Source organism: Streptococcus parauberis NCFD 2020 (genome assembly GCF_000187935.1).
Lineage (GTDB): Bacteria > Bacillota > Bacilli > Lactobacillales > Streptococcaceae > Streptococcus > Streptococcus parauberis.
Genome location: NZ_AEUT02000001.1, coordinates 294764 through 315910 on the forward strand (window position 1 = coordinate 294764; position 21147 = coordinate 315910).

A 21147-nucleotide genomic window follows, 5' to 3' on the forward strand; every position below is an offset into this window, starting at 1 on the left:
ATGATATACTAAGGGGAAGAAGGGGTGATGTTATGAATGAAAATAAAAAAATCCGTAAAATAATGTACTATGTTTTAGTGGCAATTGTTTCCACGTTAGTCTTTGCCTTGATATATGACTTTCTTGGTTTTCACAAAGGCGATACACAAACAACTACTAAGGAATCTCAATCCAAAGTGACGAAAACAGCACGGATTGTAGCTAACGGTGATATTCTTATTCATGACGGGCTCTATATGAGTGCTGAAACCAGCAATGGTCATTATGATTTTAACCCCTACTTTGAGTTTGTCAAAGGCCATATCAAAAGTGCGGACTTAGCGATTGGTGACTTCGAAGGAACCATCAGTCCAGACTATCCACTAGCGGGTTATCCACTTTTTAATGCCCCCAAGGAAATTGCTAGTGCCATTAAGTCAACCGGTTACGACGTGGTTGATTTAGCTCATAATCATATTTTAGACTCAGGCCTAGCCGGAGCAATTAATACTAAAGATACTTTTAAAAAGTTAGGAATTGATAGCATTGGTATCTATAGTAAGAATCGTTCAAAAGAAGATTTCCTAATTAAAAAGGTTAATGGAATAAAAATTGCCATCTTAGGTTATTCTTATGGATATAACGGAATGGACGCAAACTTAACAAAGTCAGAATATGAAAAACACATGTCCGATTTCGATGAAAAGAAAATTAAAGCAGATATTCAAGAAGCCGAAAAGAAAGCTGATATAACAATTGTAATGCCTCAAGATGGCGTTGAATATCAACTTCATCCAACAGACAAACAAAAGGAATTATATCAAAATATGGTTAATTGGGGAGCAGATCTTGTTTTTGGAGGACATCCTCACGTTGTTGAGCCTGCTCAAGTGATTAAAAAAGGAAACGAGAAAAAGTTTATCATTTACTCAATGGGGAACTTTATTTCAAACCAACGGTTAGAGACAGTTGATGATATTTGGACTGAACGTGGTTTGTTAATGGATGTAACAATCAATAAAAAAGGTAAGAAGACGACTATTAAATCAGTCCTTGCTCACCCAACAATGGTATTAGCTAAAGAACGGGGTGTTGTTGGAAAAGATGGCTATGAATTATATAATTATCGCACCTTAATTCTTGAAGATTTCATCAAGGGTGGTAAATATCGAAAAAAAATTGATAGTGCTACCCAAGAAAAAGTTGATATTGCTTATAAAGAGATGAATGAACATGTTAATTTGAATTGGTAATCGTTAAAAAAACTTGCAAAAGACTTGCCAAATTAAATTAGAGTGCTATAATAGTAATGTTGACTAAGTGCACATCCTGTGCAACCGCACCAAAATCGTCCATAAGTAGATTTTATATCTCACGGTTACAGGCGAGTCTTCACAGAGGGAAACCTCACAACAAATTTATAGGAGGTGCATAATGAGCACATACGCAATCATCAAAACTGGTGGAAAACAAGTTAAAGTTGAAGTAGGTCAAGCAATCTACGTTGAAAAAATCAACGCTGAAGCTGGAGCAGAAGTAACTTTTAACGAAGTTGTTCTTGTAGGTGGCGAAAACACTGTAGTTGGTACTCCAGTTGTTGAAGGAGCTACTGTAGTTGGAACTGTTGAAAAACAAGGAAAACAAAAGAAAGTTGTTACTTTCAAATACAAACCTAAAAAAGGTAGTCACCGTAAACAAGGTCATCGTCAACCTTACACTAAAGTTGTCATCAATGCAATCAACGCTTAATTTTATATCATGATTAAAGCAATTTTTACACGTCAAAATGATGGTTCATTGAGCAGTGTAACACTGACTGGCCATGCTGGTAGTGGTAAATATGGCTTTGATATAGTTTGTGCTTCCGTTAGTACTCTAGCAATTAACTTTGTTAATTCCTTAGAAGTTCTTACAGATACACAGGCTGATATAGATATGAATGACGTTGAAGGTGGATATATGAAAATTTCTATTCCACGTGACAATCAGGAGAAAGTTCAATTACTTTTCGAATCTTTTCTTCTGGGAATGACTAATTTGTCTAATGATTCTTCAAAGTTTGTTACGACAAAAGTCATCTAAATTTATTTTAAGAGAGGAAACAACATTATGTTAAAAATGAATCTTGCTAACTTGCAACTTTTCGCCCATAAAAAAGGTGGAGGTTCTACATCTAACGGACGTGATTCACAATCTAAACGTCTTGGAGCTAAAGCAGCTGACGGTCAAACTGTCTCTGGTGGTTCTATTCTTTACCGTCAACGTGGTACTCACATCTATCCAGGTGTAAACGTTGGTCGTGGAGGAGATGATACACTTTTTGCTAAAGTTGAAGGTGTAGTACGTTTCGAACGCAAAGGTCGTGACAAACGTCAAGTATCAATCTACCCAGTAGCTAAATAATCAAAACTAATAAAAGTCTCTGGTTATCAGAGGCTTTTTTCTTTCAAAATTTAGCTTTAAAGAAATGTTGACTGAATTAATTGTTTAATGAATCAGTTTTAATAACCTAGTTTCTAAATGTCATCATTTTAAAAATAGATTGCTGTTTAGTCTAGTAGGACTAATCACTGTTTTCTGATATAATAGACTAACTAGTAAAGGAAAAAAGTATAGATGAACATTCAACAATTACGATATGTAGTAGCTATCGCAAATAACGGAACATTTCGTGAAGCTGCTAATAAATTATATGTTAGTCAACCTAGTTTATCAGTATCCGTCAAAGATTTAGAAGAAGAATTGGGCTTTCAAATTTTTACACGGACAAGTACTGGAACTGTTTTGACCAGTCAGGGCTTAATTTTCTATGAAAAAGCATTAGAAGTTGTCAAATCATTTGATAGTTTTGAAAAACAATTTTCACAATCTGATTTAGATCAGAATGAATTTTCAGTTGCTAGTCAACATTATGATTTTTTAGCTCCTTTAGTGACTAGGTTTGCTGAAGAAACAAATGATCATAAGTTATTACGTATCTTTGAAACAACGACCATCAAAATTTTAGATGAAGTGGCTCAAGGTAATAGTGAAATTGGCATTATTTATCTTAATTCGCAAAATCGGAAAGGTTTATTTCAAAGGATGGAAAAATTGAGCTTAGAATATGTTAATGTTACCCCCTTTCAAACGCATATTTATCTGCGAAAAGGCCATCCACTATCCAGTCATACAGAATTAAGTATGACTGATTTGTCAGGATTTCCTGTTGTAAAATTTACTCAGGAAAAAGATGACTATTTATATTACTCAGAAAATTTTGTAAACACTGATCAAACCAATTTAATTTATAATGTTACGGATCGAGCAACACTGAATGGGATTCTTGAAAGAACGAATGCTTTTGCGACCGGATCAGGTCTATTGGACCAAAGTAGTGTAAATGGGATAAAAGTGATTCCTTTGATTGATCATATTGAAAATGAAATGATTTATATTAAACGGAAGGATAAAAATCTTTCATCATCAGCTTTGCGATTTGTAGGGCTATTAGATAATTATTTTAAATCTGAAAAAGAAAGTTAAAACATGAAGTACATTAAATTAGTAATAGGTAGTCTATTACTCATCGTCTTGGATCAACTCAGCAAATGGTGGATTGTTAATAACATACCCTTAGGAGAAATGAGACCATTTATTCCTGGAATCGTTAGCTTAACGTATTTACAAAATAGAGGGGCTGCCTTCTCAATCCTTCAAGAGCAACATTGGTTTTTTGCAATAATGACCCTATTTGTTGTAGGTGGCATTCTCGTTTATTACTTTAAGCACCCAGAGATGTCAAAAATCAAACAATTTGCTTTAATACTAATATTAGCTGGTGGGCTTGGAAACTTTATTGATCGAATGCGTTTAGGTTATGTTGTTGATATGGTCCATACTGATTTTATGAATTTTGCTATATTCAACATTGCTGATTCCTATCTTTCAATAGGAGTTGTTTTACTGATGCTCATTCTATGGAGGGAAGATTAATGGAATTAATAATTAAAGAAGCAGGCAGTCGCTTAGATAAAGCGATTGCTGATTTAACAGAGCTATCACGAGGCCAAGCTAATGACGCCATTAAGGCTGGTATTGTTTTGGTCAATGGCCAAGCTGCAAAAGCAAAGTATTCTGTCAAAGCAGGTGATATTATTACCTATGAGATTCAGGAAGAAGAAGTTCTGGATTATCAAGCTGAGGACATTCCTCTGGATGTCGTTTATGAGGATGAAGACCTGGCAATAATTAATAAGCCTCAAGGAATGGTCGTCCATCCTTCAGCTGGTCACAGTTCAGGTACAATGGTTAATGCCTTGTTATATCAAATTAAAGATTTATCAGGCATTAATGGTGTGGTCCGGCCAGGAATCGTCCATCGTATTGACAAGGACACTTCGGGCTTATTGATGGTAGCCAAAAATGACGCCGCGCATCGGGCCTTGGCAGATGAATTGAAAGCAAAAAAATCACTCAGAAAATATTTGGCTATAGTGCACGGCAATTTACCAAATGACCGTGGAATAATTGAGGCACCAATTGGACGTAGTGAAAAGGACCGCAAAAAGCAAGCAGTTATTGCCAGAGGAAAAGAGGCAGTAACCAGATTTCAAGTTATTGAACGGTTTGGTGACTATACCTTGGTTGAGCTAACTTTGGAAACAGGAAGAACGCATCAGATACGTGTTCATATGGCTTACATTGGTCATCCAGTTGCTGGTGATCCACTATATGGACCGAGAAAAACTCTTCCAGGCAATGGACAGTTTCTACATGCCCAAACTTTAGGTTTAACCCATCCACGTACTGGTGAAGTCATGACTTTTACAGCAGAGCCACCATTAATTTTTCAACAAACGATTGAAAAGTTACGAAAATAGAAATTAACTTTTTAAAAAAATTTTAAAAATACTATTGTTTTTCGAAAAATATTTTGCTATACTAGTAAAAATTTAATAATCCTTTAAAACGGTCCCGTGAGGCTGGCAAGGAGAAAAGCTCAAGTAAAGTGTGCCTTTTTTTAGGTATGCCATAATTTGTAAATCTCCTTGTAATCAAGGAGATTTTTTTGTGATAGGAGGAAATAATGAAACAAAAAGAAATTGTCGATCAAATGACAATGAAACGGGCAATAACAAGAATAACTTATGAAATTATTGAACGCAATAAAAGTTTGGATAATATTGTTTTGGCGGGTATCAAGACAAGAGGCGTTCACCTTGCCAAGCGTATTCAAGAACGTTTATTAGAGTTAGAAGGTAAAGAACTTCCACTTGGGGAACTTGATATTAAACCTTTTAGAGATGATATAAAAGTCGAAGAAGATACGACAGAAATGCCAGTTGATATTACAGGGAAAGATATTATATTAGTTGACGATGTTCTATATACAGGAAGAACAATCAGAGCTGCTATTGATAACCTTGTAAGTTTAGGGCGTCCTGGTCGTGTCAGTTTGGCAGTCCTTATTGATCGTGGCCACAGAGAGTTGCCGATTAGAGCTGACTATGTGGGAAAAAATATTCCAACAAGTAGTATAGAAGAAATCGTTGTAGAAGTTGTAGAAGTTGATGGTAACGATCGTGTTATCATTGTCGATCCTTCATAAGGACAAAGGAGTAATAATGAAAGATGTAATTTACGATGTCGAAGAAATGCCCAAAGCAGGAATTCTGTTTGGCCTATCCTTCCAACATTTATTCGCTATGTTTGGAGCAACTGTTTTAGTTCCAATCTTAGTCGGAATAGATCCATCAGTTGCTTTGTTATCAAGTGGACTAGGAACCTTAGCCCATTTATCTGTAACAAAATTTAAAATTCCAGCATATATGGGTTCAAGTTTCGCTTATATTGCAGCGATGCAGATGTTGATGAAAACTGACGGCATTGGCGCAGTTGCTCAAGGGGCAATAACAGGTGGTTTAGTTTACCTGATAGTAGCCCTGATCGTAAAAGCAATAGGAAATGATTGGATAGATAAAATATTGCCACCGGTTGTAGTTGGACCAATCGTAATGGTCATCGGTTTAAGCTTAGCATCGACAGCAGTCGGAAGTGTTATGTTGAAGGATGGTACCTATAATCTACTCTATCTACTAATCGGTATGGTAACCTTACTATCCGTTATTTTCTTCAATATTTATGGTAAAGGCTTAGTAGCAATTATTCCAATTTTACTAGGATTACTAGTAGGTTATGTCTTTTCTTTGGTAGTAGGTTTCGTAACTGGACAAGAAATCATTAATTTCACAGCAGTTGCACAAGCAAAATGGTTTAGTGCTCCTTCTGTCTCAATCCCATTCTTAAGTTACGGCTTAAAATTTTATCCAAGTGCAATCTTAACAATGGCACCAATTGCATTTGTAACGATGACAGAACATTTTGGTCACGTTATGGTATTGAATAGTTTAACGAATCGAGATTACTTTAAAGATCCTGGACTTGAAAAAACTCTAACAGGTGATGGTCTAGCACAAGTAATTGCCGGTTTCCTAGGTGCACCGCCAGTAACATCATATGGTGAAAACATTGGTGTTATGGCTCTAAATAAAATTTTCTCAGTTTATGTCATAGCTGGAGCAGCAGCAATAGCAGCGCTCCTAAGTTTTATAGGTAAAATTTCTGCTCTGATACAATCAATTCCTTCACCAGTTATCGGTGGGATTTCAATTGCACTCTTCGGAGTCATTGCTTCAAGTGGTTTAAAAATTCTTATTGAATCGAAAGTCGATATGGATAATAAGAAAAATCTCTTGATTACAAGTGTTATCTTAGTATCAGGAATTGGTGGATTAATGCTTCAAATTAACGGATTACAAATTTCCGGTGTTGCCTTCTCAACATTGTTAGGAATAATCCTTAATAAAGTATTACCAGAATAAGAATTTTACAAAGACAGCAATCAATTAGCATAAAGGGGAAATTATGTCAGTTATTAATAATCAAGTCTCACTTAAAAATTTAGTATCGATGGAACTATTATCTAATGAAGAAGTCATGGGGTTAATCACTCGAGGACATCAGTTTAAACAAGGTAAGGTTAAATTAGAAGATAATAGTAAAATTTTTGCGACAAATTTATTTTTTGAAAACTCAACTAGAACACATAAATCTTTTGAGGTTGCTGAGCGAAAATTGGGATTGCCAGTAATCGATTTTAATACTGATACTAGTTCTGTTAATAAGGGTGAGACGCTCTATGATACGGTCTTGACAATGAGCGCTTTAGGTGTTGACATTTGTGTCATCAGACACCCTGAGGTTGATTATTATAAACAGTTGATTGAAAGTCCAACAATAACAGCTTCAATTGTTAATGGTGGAGATGGATCAGGTCAACACCCTAGTCAATGTTTATTAGACTTGATGACAATTTATGAAGAATTTGGTCATTTCGATGGACTTGAAATAGCTATTGCAGGTGATTTGACCCATTCTCGAGTAGCAAAATCAAATATGCAAATTCTTAAAAGACTAGGTGCACATGTTTATTTCTGTGGTCCCGAAAGATGGTACTCAAGTGAATTTGAATCATATGGTACTTATAAGGATATCGATGAGATTATTGATCAATTGGATGTCCTAATGTTGCTTCGTGTTCAACACGAACGTCATGATGGAACTGCCGGATTTTCGAAAAAAGAATACCATGAAAAATTTGGCTTAACTGAAGGCCGCTATGAAAAGTTAAAAGATCAAGCAATTATCATGCATCCTGCTCCTGTAAATAGAGAAGTTGAAATTGCTGATAGTTTAGTAGAAGCTCCAAAAGCAAGAATTGTTGCTCAAATGGAAAATGGCGTTTATGTTAGAATGGCAATAATTGAGGCTATTTTAAATGGTAGAAACCAGGCCTAAATGTTACTAGGAGGTTGAAATGACAAAAAGATTATTGCTTTTAGAAGATGGTACCATTTTTGAAGGAAAAGCCATAGGGGCTGATATCGATGTCACAGGAGAAATTGTTTTCAATACTGGTATGACTGGTTATCAAGAATCAATCACAGATCAATCCTATAATGGTCAAATACTGACCTTTACCTACCCACTTATTGGAAACTATGGTGTTAATCGAGATGATTACGAAACAATTAAGCCAACCTGTAAAGGTATAGTAGTTTCTGAAATTAGTCGGATTGCCAGTAACTGGCGTCAACAGATGACCTTAGATCAATTTTTAAAAGCGAAAGGAATTCCTGGGATTGCAGGAATTGATACTCGTGCCTTAACAAAAATCATTAGACAGCATGGGACAATGAAAGCAACTATAGCAGATGCTGGTGATTCAATAGATCATTTAAAAGTTCTTTTACAAGCTACGGTGCTACCAACTAATAATATAGAACAAGTATCTACAAAATCAGCATATCCAGCGCCAGGTCTTGGGAAAAATATTGTTGTTGTGGACTTTGGACTAAAACATTCGATTTTAAGAGAATTTGCCAAGCGTCAATGTAATGTCACTGTTGTCCCATTTGATGTGACTGCGAAAGAAATACTGGCTATGAATCCTGATGGTGTAATGTTGACAAATGGCCCAGGTAATCCGGAAGATTTACCAGAAGCCCTAAAGATGATAAGAGATGTACAAGGAAAGATTCCAATCTTTGGTATCTGTATGGGGCATCAATTATTTAGCCTAGCAAATGGTGCAAAAACTTATAAGATGACTTTTGGGCATCGAGGATTTAACCATGCTGTTAGAGAAATTGCTACTGGTCGAGTTGACTTCACAAGTCAAAATCATGGCTATTCTGTTGAACGAGAAAGTTTACCAGAAGAATTAATTGTGACACATGAGGAAATTAATGATGGCTCAGTAGAGGGATTAAGACACCGTTATTATCCTGCTTTCTCAGTACAATTTCATCCAGATGCAGCTCCAGGTCCACATGATGCTTCATATTTATTTGATACATTTTTGGAAATGATTGATTCATTTCAATTACAAACTACTAATAACTAATATTTAAAACTATCCAGTGAGGTAGCAAATAGAAAGGAAAAGTAGAGGTTTGACTTGTTTCTTCTAAAAAATAGATAGGTCAAGGACAGTTATTCATAAATAAAAAAATAGAAGCCTCAGTTTAACCTAGGCTTTTTAAAGAAAAATGAATCCTCCTTTACAGTTTTAAAATGGCAAAACGTACTGATATTAATAAAATAATGGTCATTGGATCGGGGCCTATTATCATTGGTCAAGCAGCAGAATTTGATTATGCGGGAACGCAAGCATGCTTGGCCTTGAAAGAAGAAGGCTATCAAGTAGTTCTAGTTAATTCTAATCCTGCTACGATTATGACAGACAAGGATATTGCAGATAAAGTTTATATTGAACCACTTACTTTAGAGTTCGTCAGTCGAATTATTCGTAAAGAAAGACCAGATGCCTTGCTACCAACTTTAGGAGGGCAAACAGGTTTAAATATGGCCATGCAGCTTTCTAAGTCAGGAATTTTGAAAGAATTGGATGTTGAACTATTAGGAACAAAATTATCTTCAATTGATCAGGCCGAAGATAGGGACCTTTTTAAACAATTAATGGAAGAATTGGGACAACCAATTCCAGAATCAAAAATCGTTAATACTGTTGACCAAGCAGTTGATTTTGCAGCTAAAATTGGCTTTCCAATCATCGTACGACCCGCTTTTACATTAGGTGGAACTGGCGGAGGAATGTGTGCCAACGAAGAACAGTTGCGTGAAATTGCTGAAAATGGTCTTAAATTATCTCCAGTAACTCAATGTTTAATTGAGCGTTCAATAGCCGGCTATAAGGAGATTGAATATGAAGTGATTCGGGATGGTGCAGATAATGCCTTAGTTGTCTGCAATATGGAAAATTTTGATCCAGTCGGTATTCATACAGGTGATTCAATTGTTTTTGCTCCAACCCAAACCTTGTCAGATATTGAAAATCAAATGCTTCGAGATGCCAGCTTGAAAATAATCAGAGCTTTGAAGATTGAAGGTGGTTGCAATGTTCAACTAGCCTTAGACCCCAAGTCCTTCAATTACTATGTCATTGAAGTCAATCCACGTGTTTCACGTTCTTCTGCATTAGCCTCAAAAGCTACTGGTTATCCAATAGCTAAAATTGCAGCTAAAATTGCAGTTGGCTTAACTCTTGATGAAATGATTAATCCTGTTACTGGTACAACTTATGCCATGTTTGAACCAGCCTTAGATTATGTTGTTGCAAAAATTCCCCGTTTTCCATTTGATAAATTTGAGGATGGGGATCGTCGGCTGGGGACTCAAATGAAAGCAACAGGTGAAGTCATGGCCATTGGTCGTAACATTGAAGAAGCATTACTCAAAGCCTGTCGGTCATTGGAAATTGGGGTCTATCACAATTTATTACCAGAACTCAAAATCCTATCTGATGATGCACTTTATGAAAAAATGGTAAAAGCTCAGGATGATCGCCTTTTCTATCTCTCAGAAGCTATCCGTCGAGACTTTTCTATCGAAGAAATAGCTGAGCTAACAAAAATTGATTTATTCTTTTTAGATAAATTATTACATATCTTTGAAATTGAAACAGACTTAGCGACTAACAAAGGTGACCTTGATACATTATATATAGCTAAAAAATATGGTTTTTCTGATAGAATTATTGCTGAACTGTGGAACCATTCACCAGAAAAAGTGAGGGAAATAAGACTGGCTCATGACATCAAACCTGTTTACAAAATGGTAGATACTTGTGCAGCTGAGTTTGCTTCTGAAACGCCTTATTTCTACTCCGCTTATGAGTGGGAAAATGAATCCATTAAATCTGACAAAGAATCTGTCATCGTAATTGGATCAGGTCCAATCCGGATTGGCCAAGGAGTTGAGTTTGACTATGCTACTGTACACTCGGTTAAAGCGATTCAAGAAGCAGGCTATGAAGCTATAATTATGAATTCAAATCCTGAGACTGTTTCAACAGATTTTTCGATTTCTGATAAACTATATTTTGAACCACTTGCTTTTGAAGATGTGATGAATGTCATTGATTTAGAAAAGCCAAAGGGAGTATTGGTTCAATTTGGCGGACAAACTTCAATAAACTTAGCTGAAAAATTAGCTAACGCTGGTGTGACTATTCTTGGCACCCAGGTGGAAGATTTAGACAGGGCTGAAAATCGTGATTTATTTGAGAAAGTCTTAAAAGAATTAAATATTCCACAACCCCCAGGTCAGACTGCGACCAATGAAGATGAAGCGATTCAAGTAGCAAGAAAAATTGGTTTTCCTGTTCTAGTTCGTCCCTCATATGTCTTAGGTGGTCGGGCTATGGAAATTGTTGAAAATAAACAAGATTTACAATCATATATGAGGACTGCTGTTAAGGCTAGTCCAGAACATCCTGTTCTTGTTGATTCTTATATTATAGGTCAAGAATGTGAAGTTGATGCCATCTCAGATGGTAAGCATGTTCTTATCCCTGGAATTATGGAGCATATTGAAAGAGCAGGTGTTCACTCTGGGGATTCGATGGCTGTCTATCCACCTCAGAAATTATCACCTATAGTAATTGATAAAATTGTTGATTATACAGAAAAACTAGCAATTGGCCTAAAATGTATTGGAATGATGAATATCCAATTTGTTATTAAAGGTGAGACAGTTTATGTCATTGAAGTCAATCCACGAGCAAGTCGAACAGTACCATTCTTGTCTAAAGTCACAGGTATCCCAATGGCAAATCTTGCAACTAAGTTAATGTTAGGAAAGCATTTAAGTCAACTAGGTTACCAATCTGGGTTACATCCAGCACCTAAGATGATTCATATCAAAGCACCAGTCTTTTCTTTTAATAAGTTGGCTAAAGTCGATAGTCTTTTGGGACCCGAGATGAAGTCTACAGGGGAAGTGATGGGATCTGATACTAGCTTAGAAAAGGCACTTTATAAGGCATTTGAAGCAAGCTACTCACATCTAGAGGATTTTGGGAATGTTGTTTTCACGATTAGTGATGATGATAAAGAGGAGGCTTTAGAGCTTGCTCGTCGATTTAATGCCATCGGCTACCATATTTTAGCGACAAGTGGCACAGCTGATTATTTTGAAACAAAAGGATTGTTCGCGACACGAGTTGAGAAAATTGGGCAAGGACAGATGGATATCCCAAGTTTAATTCGACAAGGAAAAGTCCAAACAATCATTAATACTGTCGGTAAGCAACGAACAGCCGATAAGGACGGTCAAATCATAAGAAGTTCAGCCATAGAACAAGGCATTCCATTGTTTACTGCATTGGATACAGCTAATGCGATGTTAAAAGTATTAGAAAGCCGTGGATTTACCACAGTATCAATATAATAAAAAAATATTTTCATTTTATATGGACTCCCAAAAGTTGGACATTATATTTTTAAGAAAAGGATTTAGTTCTGTATTGCATAGGACTAAATCCTTTTAGTTTTATTTTGATACGTTTACTGTTGTAATAATCAATGTATTTTATCATTGCTTGCTCCAGGTCGTCTAATGATTTATAGTCTATAGTCGTAGAACATAATTGATTTTTAGATGCCCAAAAAGGATTCCATTATGCCATTGTCTGGACTGTTTCCTTTTAGTGATACGACGAAAGCTATAATTGCCTTTATTGTCCTTATAAATTGTTTGCCTTTAGTCTTTAATGACATTATCTTTTTCACCTTGTTCAAGTTGTTTAAGATGATAGTAATAGGTCGAACCAGCTAATTTAGCTGAAATCTAGCCTGAATCCTCAAATGACCATCTATCTAATTCTTGTTGAAGTTGCACTATTTGAGTCCAAACGATTAATAAGTCAAATAAGATATCTTATTTGACTTATTGACCTCGAATTATATTATTAGATGACTCGCGCTAAAACCTTCATGCTTTATCTGAAACTTATCATTTAAACTTAATTTCATATTAAAACCCCTCAATCCTTAAATTTCTTGTCTAACTTTAGGGATATAGTTCTCCTAAAACGTTGGTTATTATTACATTTTTGTAAGGTTTGATAACTTAATTTTTATTATAATAAAATTAAGAAAAATTTAATAATTTTACACAAAAAACTTGACAGTAATACAATTAGATTATATACTTGTCTTATATAAACAATACAATTAGGAGAATATTATGGCTAGGTTGAAACAGAAAACAATGACCAAAAGAACAAAAATTATGATTAGTAGTGGTGTAGTAGTTCTACTTACAATTATTGGAACTACTTTGTATTTTCAGAGTAATAAATCAGTTAGTGAATCTCATGATACAGGATATTCTTCGGTAAATGTTAAAGAGGGAACTATCAGTTCCACAACGTTACTTTCCGGAATGGTGAAGGCAGAATCGGAGGAATATATATATTTTGATGCATCAAAAGGTACTGACGCTACAGTATCTGTAAATGTAGGAGATAAAGTAACTAAGGGGCAACAACTTGTTCAATATAATACCAGTACAGCACAAGCTGCGTACGATTCTGCTATCAGAAATTTAAACAAAATTGGTAGACAGATTAATTACTTAAAAACCCATGGTGTACCAATTGCAGAATCCCAAGAACCACAAATGAGTTCATCATCTGAGGAACCCACTATTGGATCAACGGTGTCTCCATCCGCAACAGACTCAGCAAGCTATAATCAACAATTGCAAGATTTAAATGATGCTTATGCAGATGCTCAATCCGAAGTAAATAAAGCTCAAGAATTATTAAATCAAACAGTAATAGTAAGTGGTGGTGATGGAACAGTTGTCGAAGTTAATAAGGATTTAGACCCCTCTTCTAAAGAAAGTCAAACTTTGGTACATGTTGCATCTGAAGGACAATTACAAGTTAAAGGAAGTTTGACGGAATATGATTTAGCGAATATTAAAAAAGATCAATTAGTGAAAATTAAATCAAAAGTTTATCCAGAAAAGGAATGGCAAGGTAAAATTTCCTACATTTCTAATTATCCTAGTCAAGAAAATACTTCACAAGGGGCACCAGCAAGTGAAAAATCCTCTACATCAAGTACCACAAATTATGAATATAAAGCAAATATAACAAGTCCCTTAGATGAGTTGAAACAAGGTTTTACAGTTTCTGTTGAAGTTGTTAATGAATCTAAACATCTCTTGGTACCTGTATCATCAGTCTTTAAAGAAGGTAAAAAATCTTATGTTTGGGTTTACGATGATTCAAGCTCAAAAGTTAAGAAAAGAGAAGTCACAATTGGAAATGCTGATGCAAAAAATCAAGAAATTTTAACTGGACTTGAGAATGGACAAATTGTAATTGCTAATCCGAACGATTCAATTAAAGAAAATAAAAAGCTTAAAGGTGTTGAATCTGAAGATGTTAAAGCCAAAACTGAATCTGAGGTGACTAAATAGTGACTGATGAAAAAACGATACTTATACAATTGAAAGATATTGTCAAAAGTTATAAAAATGGAGACCAGAAACTCCAAGTCTTAAAAGGTATAGATTTGACAGTACATAAAGGAGAATTTCTAGCAATAATGGGACCTTCTGGATCTGGAAAATCAACTTTGATGAATATTATTGGTTTGCTAGATAGACCTACGAGTGGTGACTATCTACTTAATGGAAATGAAGTAGATAAATTAAATGATCGAAAGTTAGCTCAAGTACGTAATGAGGAAATCGGGTTTGTATTTCAACAGTTTTTCTTGCTTTCTAAGTTAACAGCTTTACAAAATGTAGAACTTCCACTTATTTACGCTGGAGTTGGACTGTCAAAAAGAAAAGAATTGTCTAAATTATATTTAGAAAAAGTGGAATTGTCGACTCGGATGAAACATTTACCATCTGAATTATCTGGTGGGCAAAAACAGCGTGTAGCTATAGCTAGAGCTCTGGTTAACACCCCATCAATAATTTTAGCAGATGAGCCAACTGGTGCCTTAGATACTAAAACAGGTGAGCAAATAATGGATTTATTAACCGAACTTAACAAAGAAGGTAAGACAATTATTATGGTAACCCATGAACCTGATATAGCTGACTTTGCAACACGAAAAATTGTTATTCGTGATGGTGAAATTACCGCAGACACTACTGATAGTGTTCGAATTGAATAGGAGGAATTAATGGAAAATTGGAAATTCGCTCTTAGTTCAATTTGGGGGCATAAATTAAGATCATTATTAACTATGCTTGGAATTATTATTGGTGTTTCAGCTGTTGTCATAATTATGGGATTAGGTAATGCTATGAAAAAGAGTGTGACTGACTCATTTTCCAATAATGAAAGAGAAGTTCAAATATATTACCAATCTAAGACAGAAGAAGAAGATCCATATGCAAGCTTAAATGTTCAAGAAAATACACAAGAAGTAAAATCAGAGTGGATGGAACGAATTGTTAGAGAAGTTGATGGTGTTGACGCTTATTATTTCACGAATAATACAAGTTCTACTATTTCATATGGTAAGAAAAAAATGAAAGATACCAATATTACAGGTGCTAGTAAAGATTACTTTAAGGTTAAAAAATATGATATCGTTGCTGGTCGGACACTCTCAGATACTGATTATAAAAATTTTTCAAGAATCATTTTAATTGATACATCATTATCAGATGAGTTATTTGGTAAAGGGAACTATAAAGATGCTCTGAACAAAGTAGTTAGTCTTCAGGACAAAGATTATTTAGTAGTTGGCGTTTATAAGACTAAGACACAGTCCGTATCCGTTAATGGTATGGTAACGGGTGGAGCAGTTATGGCCAATACTCAGGTTGCCTCAGAATTCAATATTAATGAGGTAGGAACAATATATATTCACGTAACTAATATTCAAAAAAGTATCGATATTGGACATGATGCAGCAAAATTGTTAACAAATTTATCACATGTAAAAGATGGCAAATACACTATTCCAGATAACAGTCAAATTATCAAGGAAATTGACCAACAATTTGGTATAATGACTACAGTAATTGGTTCCATTGCAGGAATATCATTATTAGTTGGAGGAATAGGTGTAATGAATATCATGCTTGTTTCAGTGACTGAGAGAACAAGAGAAATTGGACTCCGTAAAGCACTTGGAGCTACTCGAATGAAAATTTTAAATCAGTTTTTAATTGAATCAATTGTATTAACAATTTTAGGAGGATTAATTGGTTTATTATTAGCATATGTTTCAGTTGGCGGATTAGGAAATACTATGCATTTAAAAGGTGCAAGTGTCTCATTTAATGTTGCATTGATTGCAATTGTATTTTCTGCAACAATAGGTATAATTTTTGGTTTATTACCTGCTAATAAGGCGAGTAAACTGGATCCTATTGAGGCTCTAAGATATGAATAAATTTGGAATTAGCCATAACAAATTAAAAAAAATATTTCGAGTTATAGGTGTGATTTCTATCGTATTATCTATTGTTTTTATCTTCTTACTAATAGGCAAACTTGATATTTTTAATAATCCCGATGCCTTATCTGAATTAATTAAGCATCATATTCTTTTAGGATCAATTATATTTTTTTTCTTACAGATTATTCAGGTTGTTATTCCTATTATTCCAGGTGGTGTGACTACTGTAGTTGGTTTTCTTACATTTGGCCCGTTACTAGGATTTGTTCTTAATTTTCTAGGAATAATAATTGGCTCAAGCCTATTATTTGCACTAGTAAGAAAATATGGAAGGCCATTTATTTTGCTCTTTCTTAATGAAGACAAAATAGTAAAATATGAAGAAAAAATTTCGAGTAAAACTTATGAAACTATATTTATATTAAATATGGTTTCACCAATGGCACCAGCCGATATAATGATAATGATAACTGGGCTCAGTAAAATTTCATTCAAGAAATTCCTGATAATTATCATGATTTGCAGACCAATTTCAATGATAACCTATAGTTATTTTTGGATTTATGGAGGAGAAGTTGTGAAAAATTTCTTGAATTAGATATCCCTTGAAAAAGCTTTATTTCTGTCAAGAAAAAAACTTGACAGGTTATCTTTGGTAAGATATAATAAGTTAAGTAAGAAGTATTAGATTATATTTCTTTAAAAGATAAAAAGAAAAGAGACATAAAAATCATGGCAGTAAAAATTCGTTTAACTCGTATGGGTTCTAAGAAAAAACCTTTCTACCGTATCAACGTTGCAGATTCACGTGCACCACGTGATGGTCGTTTCATCGAAACAGTTGGAACATATAACCCATTAGTAGCTGAAAATCAAGTTACACTTAAAGAAGACCGTATTCTTGACTGGATGTCAAAAGGAGCTCAACCTTCTGATACAGTACGTAACCTTCTTTCAAAAGCTGGAGTTATGACTAAATTCCACGATCAAAAATTCTCAAAATAATAAAAGCCTATGGATACCATTGAAAATCTTATTATCGCCATTGTGAAACCTTTAATTTCACATCCAGACAATCTTACCATCAAAATTGAAGATACTCCAGAATTTCTAGAATATCATCTTGACTTGGATGCTCAAGACATCGGTCGTGTAATCGGGAAAAAAGGTCGTACCATTACTGCGATAAGATCGATTGTTTATTCGGTTCCAACACAAGGTAAGAAAGTTAGACTTGTTATTGACGAAAAGTAATAAGTCTAAACTATTTTGAATATTAAATTCTATTGACTATTGTTAATAGAATTTTTTTTATAAAATTACTTGAATGGTTAAGGAATTTCAGATGTACTACACTAGTAAATTTATTTTTTTATCAGTAATGTAATAGTTTAACTAAAATTGAAGTAAAAATGAAAAATCGATAAATTATCATTAAATCACTGGTAACATTATCAGCTATCTCAACTTTATATGTAGCAAATAACGATTCTATCTCCATTCATGTAAATGAAGTAGGTAAATCTGCTCAGCTATTTTCAACTCAATGGACATTTTAACTTCAAGTAACAATTGTCGATAATTAAGGTCAGATCGTACTATAAAAAGAAGTTGTTTTGAAGGATATTTCGGATAATCAAGGTAGAGCACTACAGTTATTGACTAGTGACCAAGATAGTAAGACGAATTTTACAGTCTTACTTACATTATTGTAACTATAAGAGCTTAGGTAGGTGAAAATATCCCAAATCAAAATGTTCAATTAAAAAAGCAGATGGTCAATTGTATTTGAGGGAAATCCTTATGCGAATGGTCAAGTAATTGCTAATGATAAATTAATGGATGGAAATTACTATCAAGTTTTCGTGAATAATATTAATTTTTAGAGCTTATGACTAATAATGACGTTAGCATTTACCATACTAAAGAGCAAATAAAATACCAAACCTTTTACAATTTTTGTAGAGGGTTTTTTATTTTCCTTTAAATAAAAGTAATCTCAACTTATTCTATAGTAAAATATATAGGAATGAGAGAAAATAAAGAGGGGAAGTATGATATTAATTGATAGTGATGGACAAAACATTAAAATCGCAAAGAAAGAATTTCCAAAAATTATTCAAACAAGTAGACAGAATTTTATATTAAAAGATAAAGGTACTCTTTTTAATAATGAAACCTCTTTGTTGTTAACTTTGGCAGGGTATACAGGTGATGATTGTCAAAAAACAATTTATTATAATCATCTCTCACTACCCGATTTTTGGGAAGTCACACTTGAGTAAAATAACCGTGGAAAAGTTACTTATTGGGGTCAAAAAAGAGCTATAATAAATTTTCGAAATCCTGTTGAAGATAGAATGGTTCATTCAATAGATTGGCTAGATGACAAAGGCCAACTAGCATATGTAGAAACTTATAATGACTATGGGAAACTTTATACTAGAGAATATTATAAAAATAATAACTCACTAATAACCATATATTATAACAAATCTGGTCAGGAATATGCTCAAACTGTACCTAAAAGCAGTGGCATTATGATAATTAATCACTCTCAACTGAGTGGATATTACGCCAATCGGCTCACTTTATTGACAGATTATTTAAAGCAAAATGGGATCAGTGATAAATTAGTTCTTCTTGATTCAAACTTGATTGAAGATGCAAATCAGGCTATTGATTGCATTAATTTGAATGATTGTAGAACCTTAAGAGACCTAGTTGGAACTAATAATCAATTAGAGATGATATATGATTTTAGTGACTCAAGCCAAAGGCTAGTAGATTCATATATTAAAGTAGTTAAACCTAGAACTGAAAGTAGTTTAGTCAAAACAATATTTATATTATCAGCAAGTGACGAATTGGAAATGATAGAAGAATTAATAGAAGGATTACAAGAATATCATTTTATGATTGGGGCAAGAACGATGGTTTCCCAAAAATTTCTTAATCTCGGAAGAAACAAAAACGTTACTATATCAGCACATATGTCTAAATTGGATGTAGAAAGAGCCTTGCAAAAATGTGAATTTTATTTGGATATCAATCATTTCTTCGAAGTTGACTATATCTTGTCACGAGCTATTTTATATGACATTCCAGTATTGTCCTTCAGGGATATAGCACATCAAAAAGCTTACATTTATCCGGAAACAATTTTTGATAAAAATCAGATTGTAAACTTTATAGATTATATTAAACGGCTTTCGACAAGTCCTGATTTAAAAAATGAGATTACCCTATATCAAAAAAATCAATTAGATTTCTGCTATTTAAGTTTACAAGACGTCATTAATCAGTTGGGAGGCAATTGTGGCCATTTATAATTTTAATCTTCTTGTTGGTTATTTGCCAATGGGAGTTGACTATGCTCAGGGATATCGAGCAAAGTTATTGCGTGAATTAAAGCAAGTATCATATTTTATTTTTACAGAAATACCTGAATGGTCGCTAATCAAATTCTATCTGGACCAAGTCGGACTTCAAGAAGAAGAAATGCTTTCTGTTCATTTCAGCTATTTAGAGGATGCAAGTTTAATTCCACAATTATCTTTTGATGAAATTAAGCCAGGTTATCCAGATATAGTTAATATGGAAGAAACTTCCTTTTATGGTGGAGTTAAAACTTTTCAGTCTAAACTGATGGACCACTTTGGAATTAGTTTTACCTTTACAGATGAAGAGTCTGATATTGTTGACTTTGTTTCTGTATATGCGCAAGGGAAATTAATTAGAAGAGATTATTTTACAAATCGAAAAATGTACAGTAAATTCTATTACCCACAAATCAATGAATCAGAATTGATAGCCGTGCCTTTTAAGACTAACCTTTATGATAATAAGGGTAAGGTGATTTATGAAGAAATAGTAACATCTGATGAGCCAAGATACGTCTTTGCCAATCATCAGAAAGATATTTATAAGAGTGAATTTGTTGAGACGTTTATTAAAAACTTAAATTGGGGGAAAAATGACACTGTAATTTTTGATCGTAGTGCTGACCAATATTTTGCTCAAGTTGCCTTAAAAAACAAAGGGCAAGCAAAATTAGTAGCAGTCATTCACTCGGAACATTATTTTCCAAAGGACTATGATCCAAGTTATCTCTATTTAAATTATGAATATTATTACATCATTAGAAATGTTAATTCGATAGATACTTTTATTGTTTCTACTGACTTGCAAAAGCAAAAATTTACTGAAACGGTCTATAAAGAAAGTGGTGTCCGACCAAATGTTCAAGTTATACCTGTAGGGAGTGTTGATTTAAAAGAACCATCGCATCATCAGCGAAAGCATTTTTCGATGATGACCGCTTCTCGGCTACAAGCAAGAAAACGAGTTGACTGGTTAATCCGCGCAGCCATTCTTGCAAAAAAAGACATTCCTCAGTTAGAGTTTAGTATCTATGGTCGAGGGAGTGAGCAAGAGAAGTTAGAAAATATCATAAATGAGCATAATGCCCAAAATTATATTTTCTTAAAAGGTCATGCAGATTTAGATGATGTGTATCCACAGTATGAGCTTTATGTTTCGGCTTCTTCCTGGGAAACTTTTGGATTGAGTTTACTAGAGGCTGTTTCTCATGGGCTTGCGATGATTGGCTTAAGTGTCCCTTATGGTAACCCAACCTTTATTGAAAGTGATTCTAATGGCTTCTTAGTTGATTATGAATACCTTAGTGATGAGCAAATCACCATTCAAGCTTTGGCTGATAAAATAATTACTTATTTTAAATTACCAGAAACAGTTCATCAGTCTTTTAATGATAAATCATTTGAGATTGCAGAGCAATTTACGAAAGATAAGGTTAAGCAAGTTTGGCTTGAATTATTAGAGAACTAAGGTCTTTGATAAGACCGGGTGCAAATTCCTC

General features: G+C 34.1%; 21 protein-coding genes, 2 pseudogenes and 1 other annotated feature. Of the genes and pseudogenes, 22 read left to right on the forward strand and 1 reads right to left on the reverse strand.

Going from position 1 to position 21147, the window contains the following annotated elements; all coding sequences use genetic code 11:
* Nucleotides 1–32 precede the first annotated feature (32 nt).
* The 12 genes from SPB_RS01480 to carB all read left to right on the forward strand — a co-directional run bounded on the left by SPB_RS01480 (nt 33) and on the right by carB (nt 12273).
* On the forward strand, nt 33–1232 hold the full coding sequence (locus SPB_RS01480) for a CapA family protein (protein WP_003102656.1): 1200 nt from the start codon (nt 33–35) through the stop codon (nt 1230–1232).
* A gap of 72 nt (nt 1233–1304) precedes the next feature.
* Nucleotides 1305–1381 (forward strand) — a sequence feature (ribosomal protein L21 leader region).
* A gap of 32 nt (nt 1382–1413) precedes the next feature.
* Nucleotides 1414–1728: a 50S ribosomal protein L21 gene (gene rplU, locus SPB_RS01485; RefSeq protein WP_003105811.1), complete on the forward strand. Its 315-nt coding sequence runs from the start codon at nt 1414–1416 to the stop codon at nt 1726–1728.
* Between the two features lie 9 nt (nt 1729–1737).
* Nucleotides 1738–2061, forward strand: a complete 324-nt coding sequence (locus SPB_RS01490; protein ID WP_003103972.1) for a ribosomal-processing cysteine protease Prp — start codon at nt 1738–1740, stop codon at nt 2059–2061.
* Between the two features lie 27 nt (nt 2062–2088).
* Nucleotides 2089–2382, forward strand: coding sequence for a 50S ribosomal protein L27 (rpmA, locus tag SPB_RS01495; protein ID WP_003104751.1), 294 nt, complete (start codon nt 2089–2091; stop codon nt 2380–2382).
* 213 nt (nt 2383–2595) lie between these two features.
* Entirely contained in the window at nt 2596–3504 is a 909-nt protein-coding gene (locus SPB_RS01500) for a LysR family transcriptional regulator (RefSeq protein ID WP_003105617.1), read from the forward strand.
* A gap of 3 nt (nt 3505–3507) precedes the next feature.
* Nucleotides 3508–3954, forward strand: a complete 447-nt coding sequence (gene lspA, locus SPB_RS01505; RefSeq protein WP_003102536.1) for a signal peptidase II — start codon at nt 3508–3510, stop codon at nt 3952–3954.
* Nucleotides 3954–4841: an RluA family pseudouridine synthase gene (locus SPB_RS01510; protein WP_003104472.1), complete on the forward strand. Its 888-nt coding sequence runs from the start codon at nt 3954–3956 to the stop codon at nt 4839–4841. Before lspA ends, SPB_RS01510 begins: the two co-directional genes overlap by 1 nt.
* 206 nt (nt 4842–5047) lie before the next feature.
* Nucleotides 5048–5569, forward strand: coding sequence for a bifunctional pyr operon transcriptional regulator/uracil phosphoribosyltransferase PyrR (pyrR, locus tag SPB_RS01515; RefSeq protein ID WP_003105283.1), 522 nt, complete (start codon nt 5048–5050; stop codon nt 5567–5569).
* Between the two features lie 16 nt (nt 5570–5585).
* A complete protein-coding gene (locus tag SPB_RS01520) occupies nt 5586–6842 on the forward strand; it encodes a uracil-xanthine permease family protein (RefSeq protein ID WP_003105983.1) in 1257 nt (418 codons plus the stop codon).
* Nucleotides 6843–6885: 43 nt separating this feature from the next.
* A complete protein-coding gene (locus tag SPB_RS01525; protein ID WP_003103008.1) occupies nt 6886–7818 on the forward strand; it encodes an aspartate carbamoyltransferase catalytic subunit in 933 nt (310 codons plus the stop codon).
* A gap of 19 nt (nt 7819–7837) precedes the next feature.
* Nucleotides 7838–8926, forward strand: coding sequence for a carbamoyl phosphate synthase small subunit (locus SPB_RS01530; RefSeq protein ID WP_003105017.1), 1089 nt, complete (start codon nt 7838–7840; stop codon nt 8924–8926).
* Between the two features lie 170 nt (nt 8927–9096).
* Nucleotides 9097–12273, forward strand: a complete 3177-nt coding sequence (gene carB / locus SPB_RS01535) for a carbamoyl-phosphate synthase large subunit (RefSeq protein WP_003105272.1) — start codon at nt 9097–9099, stop codon at nt 12271–12273.
* Between the two features lie 52 nt (nt 12274–12325).
* On the opposite strand, the pseudogene SPB_RS10950 reads toward carB, so the two are convergent.
* Nucleotides 12326–12539: pseudogene (locus SPB_RS10950) on the reverse strand (IS3 family transposase); the annotation flags it as partial.
* Nucleotides 12540–13071: 532 nt separating this feature from the next.
* Between SPB_RS10950 and SPB_RS01540 the strand changes: the two are divergent.
* From SPB_RS01540 to SPB_RS01580, 10 genes and pseudogenes are all read left to right on the forward strand, one after another.
* Nucleotides 13072–14316 carry an efflux RND transporter periplasmic adaptor subunit gene (locus tag SPB_RS01540; RefSeq protein WP_003105251.1) on the forward strand — a complete coding sequence of 415 codons (1245 nt, stop codon included), beginning with the start codon at nt 13072–13074 and terminating at the stop codon, nt 14314–14316.
* Nucleotides 14316–15026, forward strand: coding sequence for an ABC transporter ATP-binding protein (locus SPB_RS01545; protein ID WP_003105958.1), 711 nt, complete (start codon nt 14316–14318; stop codon nt 15024–15026). The genes SPB_RS01540 and SPB_RS01545 overlap by 1 nt, the downstream gene beginning before the upstream one ends.
* A gap of 9 nt (nt 15027–15035) precedes the next feature.
* Entirely contained in the window at nt 15036–16259 is a 1224-nt protein-coding gene (locus SPB_RS01550) for an ABC transporter permease (RefSeq protein WP_003102416.1), read from the forward strand.
* Nucleotides 16252–16863, forward strand: a complete 612-nt coding sequence (locus SPB_RS01555; protein WP_003103869.1) for a TVP38/TMEM64 family protein — start codon at nt 16252–16254, stop codon at nt 16861–16863. Before SPB_RS01550 ends, SPB_RS01555 begins: the two co-directional genes overlap by 8 nt.
* Nucleotides 16864–16997: 134 nt before the next feature.
* Nucleotides 16998–17270 (forward strand): 30S ribosomal protein S16, encoded by a 273-nt coding sequence (gene rpsP, locus SPB_RS01560; protein ID WP_003105644.1) that lies wholly within the window; start codon nt 16998–17000, stop codon nt 17268–17270.
* 9 nt (nt 17271–17279) lie between these two features.
* On the forward strand, nt 17280–17519 hold the full coding sequence (locus SPB_RS01565; protein ID WP_003104111.1) for a KH domain-containing protein: 240 nt from the start codon (nt 17280–17282) through the stop codon (nt 17517–17519).
* An 800-nt stretch (nt 17520–18319) separates the two neighbouring features.
* The gene (locus tag SPB_RS01570; protein WP_003105213.1) at nt 18320–18550 is read left to right on the forward strand and encodes a hypothetical protein; all 231 of its coding nucleotides are present in this window, start codon (nt 18320–18322) and stop codon (nt 18548–18550) included.
* 12 nt (nt 18551–18562) lie between these two features.
* A pseudogene (locus SPB_RS11695) lies at nt 18563–18796 on the forward strand (hypothetical protein); the annotation flags it as partial.
* A 9-nt stretch (nt 18797–18805) separates the two neighbouring features.
* The gene (locus SPB_RS01575; RefSeq protein ID WP_037621295.1) at nt 18806–19597 is read left to right on the forward strand and encodes a hypothetical protein; all 792 of its coding nucleotides are present in this window, start codon (nt 18806–18808) and stop codon (nt 19595–19597) included.
* Nucleotides 19584–21116, forward strand: a complete 1533-nt coding sequence (locus tag SPB_RS01580; protein WP_003105967.1) for a glycosyltransferase — start codon at nt 19584–19586, stop codon at nt 21114–21116. The genes SPB_RS01575 and SPB_RS01580 overlap by 14 nt, the downstream gene beginning before the upstream one ends.
* The last annotated feature ends 31 nt before the right edge of the window (nt 21117–21147 follow it).